Below are 13,107 nucleotides of genomic sequence, written 5' to 3' on the forward strand. Positions count from 1 at the left end.
ATACATTTAAATTTTTTATTACTCTAAAATTTTCATCATGAAAAAGGAGCAAAAGTATAACTCTTGCTCCTTTTTTATTTTTATATTATAGGTAGTTTTATTTGAAAAAATTTTAAAAATATAATATTATTTTATTGAACATAAGTGTTTATACAACCTTAAAATCAATGAATAATTTCTAACTTATTATCAAAAGACTAGGTTTCGTAATGCGATTCCTAGTCTTTTGATTTTGTTACTTTTTGACATGGGATAATATTAATAAAAAATATTTTATAACTATAGGTAGTTTTATTTGATTTTTAAATTTTATTTTGATATTATATATTTAAATTTTTCTTTATTATTCTAAAATTTTTAAATCATAAAAAAGGAGCAAAAGTATAACTCTTGCTCCTTTTTTATTTTTATATTATAGGTAGTTTTATTTGAAAAAATATTTAAAACATAATATTCTTAATATAAACCGTATAAATATTTATATGACTTACAGTCAAATCGTTTCCGACAATAATAAATGTTAGTAACTTGTCGTTTTCTGTTGATAAATCTGTTGATTTTGTTAATAAACATACATTTTACGTTGATATTTTTCAATAACTGACATATATCAGTATTACTTTTTTATGAGATATTTAAAATAAAAATACATTAAATAGAAAGTTTTATGCCTTTTAAAATCAAATAAAAAATAACCAGATTAGTCATGTGTCAATACATGATAACCCAGTTGTTTTTTATTATTTTAAAATTATCATTAATATTATTTTCTTGATTTACTTATATTTGATAATTGATTCATTATTTCTCTGTAATCATCTTTTAAACAGCTCCAATCATTATTTTGCATACCGCTAATTATATAAACCCACTTTTTACTATCTTTTTCTATTAAATGTCCTTCTTTAATGAGATCTTCTTTTAAAGTGTATATTAGTATATCACCTATATCTTTATTTGAACTTTTATATCTTTTATTTATATCTAAAAATAGCATATAAAGTTTAGTCTTTATTTTTTCATCTGTTACATGACCTATTATTGACGGAATATTTTCCTTTAATTCTTCTTGTGGGAATTTAGGAAAGGTAGTAGTTTTTATATATTGTTTTGAATTTACTTTTTTATTATCTACTTTTCTGGTATAATATGACTCTTCTAGTTCATCTATATTATTTATTAAAAAAATACTTATACTTCGCATTATATTATATTTGATACTATATAATAGTAATAAAGATGGTCCAGCAATTTCTTTGTTATATCTATCTATATCTTGGCTTTTATTAAGTCGATATATCATATAACTTACCACTGTAGTTATTATAATATTTAAAGTAGTAAATATTGAATTAAATACATCTGAAAAGTTAGGTAAATCATTAGATTCTATTATATAGTAATTATTGAGAAGTTTGATTCCAGCCGGAATTAACATGCCTACTGATATTCCTAAATAAACTATGCTTAAAATAAACATCCACCCTAAGTATTTTGCGACTTTATTATCAAATCCATTTTTTTTCTTACCTTTTTTCATCTAATCCCCCTTATGTACATCTACATTTTATTATAAATTAACAAGCTTATTTTTACTATATCTCTTTACAAGTAATTAAGTTTATAATTAGTAATAAGCCTAATTAATTTAGGAATTGTTATTTTAAAATCAGACGAATTTAGTAAGGTTAGAGAATAAATAAAGTATAAAAAATAAAGTTTTATACCTTTCATTTTAAATATTTTCATTATATAGTAAAATCATTTATCACTTTAATAATGATATGGTATAATGTTACAGTATAATATTATTGAAAGGAAAAACTGAATTTGAGTAATATATCAACTAATAAATTTGTACCGCGTGTCAAACTAGAAAATATTAATATTGGTCAAACTTCTGGTGAAAATGAGGCTAGGAACCCACAATTTGAAAGCTTATTTTATACTGGAAATAAAAAGTATTCAGAGATTTGTAAAAAAGAAAAGTTTATAATCAGAGGAAGAAAAGGAACTGGCAAAACTATTTTAGCTTATTATATAAAGAAAAAGTCAAAACAAAACGGTATTTGTAGCTGCAAAATAAATACTTTAAAAGATATAGAATTACAAAAACTCGTTCATCTTGAAAATAGAGAATTTTTAGATGAAGAGTATGAGTCATTTTGGAGGTATTGTGTTTTAGTTGAGTTAGGTAGATCTATATTAGAAAAATATAATTCATTTTATATATTATTAAATCCTAAGCTAAGGAAATTAAAAAAGATTATAGATTCTAGAAACTCATCATCTCTAAAACTAATGGAAGTGAATAAAGTATACAATACATCTAATAAAAAAAGTTTTGATGCAAAATCTGTTGATAGCATCAAAAATAAAAACCTATCATCCAGTAAGAATTTTGGATTTGGTGTATCAAGAGAGAAAAATTCTGGTATAACAGAAAAATATGAAGTAAAGGGATATTTCTCAGATATTGAAAATTTGGAGAAGTTAATTCTTAACATTTTATCAAAAGAAGAGTATGGTTATATGATCATTTATGATGATTTAGATGAATTAGGTGATAATCTTGATGAACATAAAAAATACAAAAGACTTATACTTGGAATGATATTTGCAATTCAAGATTTAAACAATAAGATTCAAGAGGTTAACGAAAATAGTAAAGTAATTATATCTATTAGAAGTGATATTTTAGACTCTTTAAATAAGCATTCTAGTAATCTAAGAAAAATAATTTCAGATAACTCTGTTAATTTATATTGGCTTAATAAGGATTGTAGTCATGTTACAGATAATCTACTAATCGACTTAATTTTAAGTAAAATTCAAGCATCTGTTCCAGAATATAAAAATATCGATAAAAAAACATTATTTAAGAGTTTATTTCCAAAGGATATTTCCAGTAAACTTACTGTTCATTATTTATTAGACAATAGTATGGGAAGACCTAGACAAATAATAGAATTTTTAAATATAATTATACGAAATTATGGAAATGAGATTAAGTTTACACCAAGGCAATTTAGATCTTGTCTTAAATATTTCTCTATTGAGTTGTATAAAGACTTAGAAAATGAATTTTCAGTATTTGAAAATAAAGAAGAATTGAATGAATCTCTAAAATTAATTAGAGACTTGAGGAAGCCAGAGTTTAAATATCGTGAAATATTAGCTCATTATAATGTAAATAAAAACCAATATAAAAATATAACAAATGTAGATAATAGTTTAAATCTTATGTATTCATTCGGTGTAATAGGAATGTATATAAAAGATGATGACAAAAGACATAGAGTCTCTTGGGGATATAGAGAAGATGGAGATGATCATATAGATATTGATCAAACATTTTTAGTTCATAGTGCTCTTAAACCTAAATTTAATATAAATTAAAAAAGACACTATATAGTGTCTTTTAACAGGGCTCCTACGTCCCTAAAATATTTTACAAGGCTCCTATGTCCTTAAATATATATTAACTTTATTTATAGCATTAACACAATTAGCTATTATAATACATGTCTTAATCAATTACAATAATATTTTTATAAGTATATTATAATTTATAAAAATATCATTATCAATATATATATGTTCAATTTTTTTTACAAAATTTTACTCTAAATTAATACTTTGAAATAAAAAGGCATAAAACAAAACATTTTATATATTTACTTTTTCATTCATCGCATAATCCATTATAAAAAGGACTAGATTTAAATTAATCTAGTCCTTTTTTATGCTACTTACATCAAAATGTATATTATTGTAATATACTTATATTTTAATTGCGTTTCTATATTTATTACAATACACTTTTGTACATTTACTTACACTATATATTTTATATTTATTTTTAGATTTTTTGCAAGTTCTAAATTTAATTTAAAAATTTTATTATTTTTTAACTAAAAACTTATATTACTAGGTATTTCATGTTCAAAGAAAACTCCTTGAATACATACATATACTTTTTTATCATCTTCATGTTCAGGTTCTAAAATATAAAAAAGAAGATCTATATTTCCTGTCGTTCCTCTTTTATTTATATATCTTTTTGATGAAACTATTTCTTTTATTTCTCTATCTGATAAAAATTTATTAACATACTTTTCCCTTAAGTCTATATTCCTCACTAAAAACTTTCTCCTCCAATTAATCATGTTTAATTTGATTCGTATATAAATCCACTTGCTCATTTAAAAATCTTAATTGTTCTTTTAAAAAGTTAACTTCTTTAAGAGTGCCATCATCTATTATCGTGTTATTAGCCATTAACCCTGCAACTTTACCAATTTCTTTTCTTATACCTTTAAGTCTTATCTTAAGTTCTTGGTTTAATTCTAATTTACTTTCATCTTTCTTAATTTCATTTATTTCTTTTTTTAGTTCTACATTACCTTTTTTAATTTTATTTTTATCGTTTTTAAATTCAATAGCAATTTCTTTTGCCTTATTATTAGCAATTTTATTTATATCATCTATTTTTTTATCTAGATCTCTATTAATCTCTTCATTTTTTAAAGTTAATTTTTTTATTTCATTTAAGTGCTCTTCTTCTTTTTTTATTAGGCTTTCTTTTTCTTGCTCTATTTTTTTTAATTTATTTTTTAATTCATTTGCTTCATTTTTATTTATGCTTACATTATTTTTTATAATATCTAATATAATATTTTGATTTTCTTCACTTAAAACTGCAAATTCACTTGCATTTGCTATTGTTAAATTTCCTTGCTCTAATACCGATTTCAACTCTGGTATAAGACTTTTATTTATAGTTGTATATCTCCCTACTTGTGTTGGACTTAATCCTGTATCCTTAGAAATTATATCCCTTACTTTCCCTATTTTTTCTCCTTTTTTCTTTTTCATATTATAAAGTTCAGTTAGCCTTTGAACTTGTTTTAACTTATCTGATTCAGATAATTCTCTACTTTGTGCATTTGCTTGTATAAGCACAATTTCACTATCTAAATCATTTAATTCTAAAGTCTTACATGGAACTTTTCTAAACTTTTCATTACCTTTACTTATTAGTTCTTTAAGAGCAGTATATCTTCTTTCTCCACTTATTAATTCATACTGTTCGTTGCCAATAGGTCTAACCACAAGGTTGTGGTTAAGACCATTTATAGAAATATCTTCAACTAGATCCTCTATATTGCTTATTTCATAAAAGTTTTTTTTATTTCTAACTATTTTATCAATATCTATATATTCTAGTTTAAAGTTTTCTTTTGCTTCAATAGTAGATACTTTTTCAGTATTTTTAGATATACCATTTAACATACTTTCACTTATACTAAACCTTTTAGCCACTAGAATACCTCCTTAACTAAAGACTTATAGTCTTTACTTGCATTAGAACTTTTTTTGTAGTAAACAACTGGCATTTGTTCAAAAGATGCTTCTGTTACAGATACATTTTGTCTTATTGTTGTATCAAATAATTTATCTTTTAGAATCGACTTCAAAGCCTTCTTAATCTCTTTATTAACTACTGTTGCAGTATCCATTGTTACAAAACATCCTTTAAATTGTAAATCTGAATTAAACTCCTCTTTGATTTCTTCTATACTCTCAAGTAAGTACTCTAATCCATCTAATGCAAATTTATCTATTTTTATAGGAACAATAACTTCATTACTAGCAACTAATGCATTTATTGTTATCATATTTAGACTAGGAGGACAATCTATTATACAATAATCGTATTTATCATTAACTTGCTCTAAAGCCCTTTTAAGCCTATTCTGTTGATTTCTAGTTACATCTAATAATATTTTTTTCTCTGCAAAAGCTAACGAAATATTACTTGGTAAAATATCTATATTTTCATATTCAGTTTCTTTTATAACATCCTCTATATCTATATCCTTATTAAGTAAAACATCTGATACACTAAGATCATCTATATCATATGCTTTAAATGACATTGTAGAGTTTGATTGAGCATCAACATCAACTACTAAAACTTTATTTCCTTCATCGGCTAAAATTGCTGCTAAGTTTATAGCACTTGTTGTTTTTGCAACTCCACCTTTTATATTAAGAATACTTATTTTTTTCATAATACATTCTCCTTTTATTTATATTCATCCTTATGTTTAGTAAAAAGTGTCCCCCGGGGGCACTTTTTATTATTTTTCTTTCTTAATTATAATTTGACTATTTTCAAATATAACCTCTACTTCTCTATTTTCTTTATCTAATCCCATTTCTTTAACCCAAGTTGCAGGAAGTGAAATTCTTGGAGTGTAACTTCCACTTCCACTCTTATTAAAACTTATATTTAATTTTCTTTTTTCCATAAATCTAAACTCCTCCAATGTTATTGGCTATTAATTTAATCACATAATATAATTCTAAAATCAATCCTATCTTATAAATCCAGTCTTTTAATTTTTTCTATAATATAATTATAGCACCTTTATAACGTCCCGTCAATAACTCAGTCAATTATTTTTAATAAAAAAAGTGCCCCCGGGGGACACTTTTTAATTAAATTTTTCCTTTTGACTTTTTTCTATAATTCTATCTAACTCTTCTGAAGTATATTGAGTAAAAGTTTCTTCAAAATTATGAAACTTCGTTTTCTTAGTTCCTTCGTTATTTGTTTCAATTCGAGAAGAAACAAATGAATCAATCTTATTTTCTAAAGTCTTTTTGAAATAATTATAAGACTTAACCTTTATCTTTTCTTCATCATCTTTCTCTAAAGCTATTAGGATTGATTCTTGTAATAATTTTTTATATATACTATCTTTAAAGTTATATTCCTTAAAATCCTCTTTAAAATTCTCTAAAGTTTTTGCTGTAAAAAGCTTTTTATTTGGAATATAAAAATCATCACTAATTTTTTTTCTGGAGTTAGAATCAGCGGGAATTGCCGTAGACTCTCTTTGTTCTAACTCTATTATTTTTTTGCTTTCTTTTTTATCAAAGTAAACTCTTTTGTCTAAATCCTTCACTATGAAATCTATCGAATGAATAGTTCTACCAACTCGCTTTTCCTCGAACTCTATCTCAAAAAAACCAGTTGAATTTAATTCTTCTATAGCTGGTAATAATACTCTTTTTTTAAAATCCGCATATACTTTATATTTATTTTCTAAAAGCATAACTTTTCTTATATAATCTAAAGTATAATTAATAGTTCTTTTAGATCCACTCCAAGATCTCAATAAATCATAAAATCTTTGTGCATATGAATTTTTTAGAGACATCCAAATTTCTAAATTTATAGGTGTATATCCATCTTTTAAATATCTATGCAATAACCTATGTACATGAGCATCTGCTGTTATTGTAAATTTATCGGTCTTATCATTATAACTAAACTTATCTATAAAACCTGCGGTTATATAATCTATACTCCCATCATCATTTTCATTTACTAAGAATAGTTCTTTTTTTCTCAAATCAGATAACATTATCCTTAATCCTTTTATAGTTCTCTCATTTTGCTTTAATACAAGTTTGCATAAGTCTTCTCTACTAACTTCATGAATTAATCTATCTCCATCTGTATACTTTTGAAAAGCATATAATAAATATACAAATACCCTATTATGAACTAGCTTAGATTCATATTTAGCATTAACTAAATCATTATGCTTCATTAAAACTTTACTATCCATATTATCACCTCTAATAAATAATAGCATAAATCTTTAATATGGACAATTTTATCTATTTGTCCATATTAAAGTACCCATTTGTCCATATTAAAGTACCCATTTGTCCATATTAAGGTACCTATTTGTCCATATTAAAGTACCCATTTGTCCATATTAAGGTACCCATTTGTCCATATTTCCCATTTGAATAACAGTTATTGCAAATATTTCCCATGTTCTAAATACTATTAAATACTATTAAATACTATTAAATACTAAGAAAGGGGAATTTTTACAAATTCCTCTCTCCTTTAACATATAAATTTAACTACGATTATAATAATACATTTTCATCTACCATATACTCTTTCATATCTTGAAAATTTAAAAACACAATTTTCATTTTATTTTTATACTTTTGATAAAGAGCTTGTTTTTTAGTTGGTTGATTTAAATAAGCCATACCTTTTTTACCATTATCATCAATAGCATACCAAAATCCCTTTGACTCCTTAATCCAGTCTAATATATCAATAAAATTCTTTTTTGATATATAATGGTATTCAGATATAGAAAACCTATAAATGGATTCATTATAAAAGTAATCTTTAAAATTTAAAGCAAAATTTATTTGTTCTTTAGTGTAAAGATTAAAAATATTATTAATAAGTTCTCTAATACCGTCATCAAAAATTTCACATTGTAAATTGAAAAGAATTTTTTTAGCGAGTTTTAATTTTTCGCCTTTAAAATATTCTCTATCTTCTTTTCTAGCGACTTTAAATCCATTGCATTTATAATAAGCCATATGTTTACAGAACATATCTAATTCATGCGGTTCAAATTCTATTACATCTATCAAATTGCCATTATTATCATATTCTTCTAATTTCAAAGTCCTTTTATATGTAAAGTAATTATCTTTAAAATTTACCTCTTTATCTAATAGTTCTTTTATATTTGATTTTTGAACTGCCATCTTATATCCTCTCTATTTAAATTTTTCTTTTTGACTTTTTTCTATAATTCTATCTAATTCTTCTGAAGTATATTGAGTAAAAGTTTCTTCGAAATTATGAAACTTATTTTTATAGGTATTTAGGTATTGATTTTGTGTTATAATATTATTATTAAAAATTGATCTAAAATTTTTATATGTACTTGAACCTTGAGAGTTGGCGGACTCTTGAGGTTTTTTCATTTCTATCTCTAAATTTTTATATACTACTTTGATATATTTAAACTCATATACTTTATTATTTGCAATTAATACAAGTATATCTAAATACTAAGAAAGGGGAATTTTCTCAAATTCCTCTCTCATTAAAAGAAAAATTTTATTTTTTATTAAAAATTTTATAATATTCTTCTACACAAAGATCTAGTACTTTAGACTTAGGTAAATTAAGTTTATTAGACATTTCTAATAGTTTTTCTTCATTACTTATTAAAATAGATGAACTTAGTCGTATTCTATTCTTTAAATCACTATTTCTTTTTGCTTTTAAATCAGCCATTTTGAAGCTCCTTATTTAAATTTCTCCCTCTGACTCTTTTCAATTATTGCATCTAATTCCTCATCTGAATACTTATCAAATGTTTCTGTGAAATTTCTAAATTTATTTTTAGATGCATTGAAATAAGTTTTTTGTGGTATAATCATATTATCATTAAAGGATGCACTTTTTATAGTGCATGACTCATCTGTTGGAGCAGATGGGTCTTTTTTATTATTATTTTTTAAGTTATTATAAATACTTTTCATATATGGAAAATCTAATATACCAGTATTTGAAGCAATTTCACATGACTGTAAAAGGAGTTTTGTATCCATGTTAGATAGTTGTTTAGTTATACTATCAGTCAACTTATTTATTTTTAATTTTTCAATTACTATTTTTTCATTTTCAGTAAGATCTAATGATTCTTTTGTAGGATAACCATCTAATAGATTAGTAAAAATAACTTTGTTTATAGAAAAATATATTTTTTTACCATCATCAACTTTTTCAACTTTTTCTTTTTTAATTACCTTACCTAAAGCACCAGATAACATTTTTATAAACCTTTTATTGTTTCTGTCATATATTTTTTTTATGTACTCTTTTTTTTCATTATCATCTAATGTTTCTAAATCTTTATTTAATACTTGTGTAAATGCAAATGGATTATCATTGAATAGTTTAGAATAATTAATATGAAAACATTCTTTGCCATTAATTATCTTAGTTTCAACTCTAGTTGTTTTAGAAATATTAGTTAAATATCTTAAAATATATAACTGATTTAAATCAAAACCTAAATCAAGTGCTACTGTTTGATTAAAATTAAATATACTCATAACTTCCTCCTTGGGCGACTTAAACTTACGTAAGTTATATTTTTATATTACCTTACGTAAGTTTTTTTGTAAAGAGTTTTTTGCTTATAATAATAAAAAATAATAATAAAAATAAATAATATATCGGAATTATTTTCCGTTGGTCATAGGAATTATTTTCCGTTAACATAAAATGTTGAAATTACAAAGATATATATACAATAAGCGAATATACCATCGGAATTATTTTCCGATGGTTATTTAGTATTATAAAACTCTAAATACTCCAGTAACGATACCTATAATTTGTACATTCTTAGAATTTAGAACTATAGGTTCCATAAAATCATTTTGAGGTATTAGTCTTATCTGATCTCCATCTTGTTCAAATGTTTTAACAGTTGCGTATTCATTGTGTACTAGAGCAACAATAGTATCACCATTAGATGCAGTATTTTTTCTATCAACAATAATAAAGTCACTATCGAGAATACCAATATTAATCATGCTATTACCCTTAACTTTTAATATGAAATTATTAGATCCTTTGACTAAGTTAGCTGGAAGGGCAATATAATCTTCTATATTTTGCTTAGCAAGTATAGGCATACCTGCAGTAACTTGACCAACTAAGGGGATACTTAGTATTTCAGGTGTAGGAAAGTCTGATTCTAACTCTGACTTGCTTAATATCTCTATAGCTCTAGGCTTAGTAGAATCTCTTTTTATATACCCCAATTTTTCTAATTTATTTAGATGTGAATGAACAGTAGAAGTTGATTTTAAGCCTACAGCATTACACATCTCTCTGACTGATGGTGGATAGCCTTTTGATGCTATTTCACTCTTTATGAATTCTAAAATTAAAATTTGCTTACTTGATAAATCTAAATAGTTCATTTAAAAACCTCCTGATTAAAATATATGTTCGACAAAAAACGACTATACTTATTAATAAATACATATAAATAATAAAAAATAGCATGTTCTATATTGTTTTTTAGCAACTAACGTTTTATAATCTAAACAGAAATTCTTATATATAGAGAATAACTGTTCGATTAAAGTATATCATAAAATAATTTGATAAAAAAGTTTATTTATAAAAAATTACAAATAAATGCAAATAAATTTAAAAAATGGCATTATAAGCGTTTAAATTCATTTAATGATAAAAATATTTAGAAAGCAAATATAAAGGCTTATAGGGGTGAAATTTTCGGTTTTAAGCACATTCCGAATTAATATTAATAGTTTAGTTGGAGGTATGAAAGTATGGAAAGTGGAAGTACTGGTGTTGCATGTGCAACAACTAATCGTAGGTTCGTAGAAATTGAATTAGATAATACATATTTTGAGATAGCAAAGAATAGAATAGAAAAATCATATATGGAGGAATAGAATAATGGAATCTATAGAGAAAAAATTATTAGAAATATATAAAGATAATAAAAGTGAATTTAATAAAATAAAGAAAGAAATAGAAAAAAGAAAGAGGTGAGGATTATTCCTCGTCTCTTTCTTTTTTGTTAGATAAAACTTTATAATAGGCATTATCAATCATTTTTTGAATAGCAACCCTATCCTCTTCATCTAATTCTTTCAATTTGCTTAAAAGTATTTTTATGTCCTCTTCTACATCTAAGTCTTCCAAATCATCAATAAACATATCACCTGTACCATTAACAAACCATTCTTTATTACATTTGAAAATACGACATATGTCTAAAATAGTTCGTTCAGGTATATTTCTATGTCCTGTTTCATATGATGAAATTTGGCTAACAGAGAGGTTGAGTTTTTCGCCTAATTTCTTTTGAGACAAATTGAAATAATCTCTTAACTCTCTTAAACGATTTTTCAAAGTATAACCTCCTTATATTATCGTTATGCGTAATTATAACATAAAATGTACGCAAAGTAAAACTAAATAGCTAAAAAAACTTGACTGAGTATGCAAAGCGTAGTATTATTTAAAATAAGATATACGCATAGCGAATAAAGTAGAAAGAAGTGATAATATGCAAAAAAATGAAGCTGAAGAATATGCTAAAAAGTTAGAAATTTTAAAAAAAGAGTCTAAAGAAGAATTTTGGTATATTGCAGGGAGAATTGATGAAGTTTTTGATAGGAAAAATAAGAAAAGAAAAGTGTGTGATTCTTAAAAATCACACACTAACTAAAAGTACATAAGAAGTTTGAAAAACCAAGGACTGTAGGGGTCTTTTTCGGTCTTGTTATAGATACTAACAAAAGAACCAAGTTATATAAAATAGGTGAACTAAATGAGAAAGAAAAATAGAAAGTATGCTGGATATGATTATGAAAGATTGCATAAAGAATTAATTGATTGTAATGAAATAGAAGTTATGGATGTAACAAAAGGATGTATTTATGAAGCAAAAACTATAACAAGTGGAGTTATTAGAGAGATAGAAATATATCCAACATTTAATAAAAATGAAATACCTTCTGAATGGAAAATAAAAAAAGATAGAGAAGCTAAAAAAAGATTTAATGATAAGGAAGCTAGAAAGTATTTCATAAGAAAAATAAATACAAATTTTGGAAGAGGAGATTATTTTGTAACTTTAACATATGAAAAAGGCAAAGAGCCTAAGGCGTATGAAGAAGCTAAGAAAAATATAAAAACCTATATACGTAGACTTAATAGAAAGTATGAAAGTGAACAAAGAAGTCTAGGTATACCAAAGTCAAAGATAAAAAGAATTAAGTATATCTATGTAATAGAACATTCAGTAGAGAAGAATAAAATTAGATGTCATTATCACTTAATTATGAACTCAGTTTTGCCTATGGAAGTTGTAGAGGCTCAATGGACATTTGGAAGAAGGAATAATATTAGACGTTTAGATCCTGATGAAAAATGGTTAACTGGAGTAGCTGAATATTTATCTAAAGACCCAAAAGGTAAAAAAAGATGGGTTAGCAGTAGAAATTTAAAGAATCCAAAATTAACAGTAAGTGCATCTAAATTCTCAAAGAAAAAAATAAATAACATGACTAGATACAATCATTTAATCGAAGAAGAAATGCTAAAAACAAATCCAGGATATATTTTTATAGGCTCAGAAGTAAGAATAAATACCTATAATGGAAAGCCCTACATATATGCTTTAATGAGAAAGTTAGATTGATATA

Annotated in this window: 16 protein-coding genes; 4 read left to right on the forward strand and 12 right to left on the reverse strand. The window is 24.4% G+C overall.

Annotated elements, in window-relative coordinates; genetic code table 11:
- Window positions 1-763: 763 nt before the first annotated feature.
- Window positions 764-1,540, reverse strand: coding sequence for a hypothetical protein (locus I4U89_RS14095; RefSeq protein WP_195940920.1), 777 nt, complete (start codon window positions 1,538-1,540; stop codon window positions 764-766).
- A 290-nt stretch (window positions 1,541-1,830) separates the two neighbouring features.
- Here I4U89_RS14095 and I4U89_RS14100 point away from each other — a divergent pair, with 290 nt between their 5' ends.
- On the forward strand, window positions 1,831-3,399 hold the full coding sequence (locus I4U89_RS14100; protein ID WP_195940921.1) for a P-loop ATPase, Sll1717 family: 1,569 nt from the start codon (window positions 1,831-1,833) through the stop codon (window positions 3,397-3,399).
- Window positions 3,400-3,914: 515 nt separating this feature from the next.
- Here I4U89_RS14100 and I4U89_RS14105 read toward each other — a convergent pair.
- The 10 genes from I4U89_RS14105 to lexA all read right to left on the reverse strand — a co-directional run bounded on the left by I4U89_RS14105 (window position 3,915) and on the right by lexA (window position 10,845).
- Window positions 3,915-4,142 carry a hypothetical protein gene (locus I4U89_RS14105; RefSeq protein ID WP_195940922.1) on the reverse strand — a complete coding sequence of 76 codons (228 nt, stop codon included), beginning with the start codon at window positions 4,140-4,142 and terminating at the stop codon, window positions 3,915-3,917.
- A gap of 19 nt (window positions 4,143-4,161) precedes the next feature.
- Window positions 4,162-5,325: a ParB/RepB/Spo0J family partition protein gene (locus I4U89_RS14110; RefSeq protein WP_195940923.1), complete on the reverse strand. Its 1,164-nt coding sequence runs from the start codon at window positions 5,323-5,325 to the stop codon at window positions 4,162-4,164.
- The gene (locus I4U89_RS14115; protein WP_195940924.1) at window positions 5,325-6,077 is read right to left on the reverse strand and encodes a ParA family protein; all 753 of its coding nucleotides are present in this window, start codon (window positions 6,075-6,077) and stop codon (window positions 5,325-5,327) included. Before I4U89_RS14115 ends, I4U89_RS14110 begins: the two co-directional genes overlap by 1 nt.
- 69 nt (window positions 6,078-6,146) lie before the next feature.
- Window positions 6,147-6,317, reverse strand: coding sequence for an AbrB/MazE/SpoVT family DNA-binding domain-containing protein (locus I4U89_RS14120; RefSeq protein ID WP_195940925.1), 171 nt, complete (start codon window positions 6,315-6,317; stop codon window positions 6,147-6,149).
- A gap of 186 nt (window positions 6,318-6,503) precedes the next feature.
- Window positions 6,504-7,646 (reverse strand): replication initiation protein, encoded by a 1,143-nt coding sequence (locus I4U89_RS14125; protein WP_195940926.1) that lies wholly within the window; start codon window positions 7,644-7,646, stop codon window positions 6,504-6,506.
- A 313-nt stretch (window positions 7,647-7,959) separates the two neighbouring features.
- Complete coding sequence (locus I4U89_RS14130; protein ID WP_195940927.1) at window positions 7,960-8,604, reverse strand: hypothetical protein; 645 nt, start codon at window positions 8,602-8,604, stop codon at window positions 7,960-7,962.
- A gap of 12 nt (window positions 8,605-8,616) precedes the next feature.
- On the reverse strand, window positions 8,617-8,826 hold the full coding sequence (locus tag I4U89_RS15750) for a hypothetical protein (RefSeq protein ID WP_243279222.1): 210 nt from the start codon (window positions 8,824-8,826) through the stop codon (window positions 8,617-8,619).
- A gap of 136 nt (window positions 8,827-8,962) precedes the next feature.
- Window positions 8,963-9,142 (reverse strand): CopG family transcriptional regulator, encoded by a 180-nt coding sequence (locus tag I4U89_RS14140; protein ID WP_195940928.1) that lies wholly within the window; start codon window positions 9,140-9,142, stop codon window positions 8,963-8,965.
- Window positions 9,143-9,153: 11 nt separating this feature from the next.
- Window positions 9,154-9,966, reverse strand: a complete 813-nt coding sequence (locus I4U89_RS14145; protein ID WP_195940929.1) for a hypothetical protein — start codon at window positions 9,964-9,966, stop codon at window positions 9,154-9,156.
- 246 nt (window positions 9,967-10,212) lie between these two features.
- Window positions 10,213-10,845 (reverse strand): transcriptional repressor LexA, encoded by a 633-nt coding sequence (lexA, locus tag I4U89_RS14150; RefSeq protein WP_195940930.1) that lies wholly within the window; start codon window positions 10,843-10,845, stop codon window positions 10,213-10,215.
- Window positions 10,846-11,220: 375 nt separating this feature from the next.
- Between lexA and I4U89_RS14155 the strand changes: the two genes are divergently transcribed.
- On the forward strand, window positions 11,221-11,346 hold the full coding sequence (locus I4U89_RS14155; protein ID WP_195940931.1) for a site-specific DNA-methyltransferase: 126 nt from the start codon (window positions 11,221-11,223) through the stop codon (window positions 11,344-11,346).
- 103 nt (window positions 11,347-11,449) lie between these two features.
- Here the strand turns inward: I4U89_RS14155 and I4U89_RS14160 are convergent, their stop codons facing one another.
- Window positions 11,450-11,809 (reverse strand): helix-turn-helix domain-containing protein, encoded by a 360-nt coding sequence (locus tag I4U89_RS14160; protein WP_195940932.1) that lies wholly within the window; start codon window positions 11,807-11,809, stop codon window positions 11,450-11,452.
- A gap of 157 nt (window positions 11,810-11,966) precedes the next feature.
- Here I4U89_RS14160 and I4U89_RS14165 point away from each other — a divergent pair, with 157 nt between their 5' ends.
- Complete coding sequence (locus I4U89_RS14165; protein WP_195940933.1) at window positions 11,967-12,110, forward strand: hypothetical protein; 144 nt, start codon at window positions 11,967-11,969, stop codon at window positions 12,108-12,110.
- Window positions 12,111-12,230: 120 nt separating this feature from the next.
- Window positions 12,231-13,103 carry a rolling circle replication-associated protein gene (locus I4U89_RS14170; protein WP_195940934.1) on the forward strand — a complete coding sequence of 291 codons (873 nt, stop codon included), beginning with the start codon at window positions 12,231-12,233 and terminating at the stop codon, window positions 13,101-13,103.
- Window positions 13,104-13,107: the final 4 nt, after the last annotated feature.

This window comes from Romboutsia sp. 1001713B170131_170501_G6 (genome assembly GCF_015668195.1).
GTDB lineage: Bacteria > Bacillota > Clostridia > Peptostreptococcales > Peptostreptococcaceae > Romboutsia_C.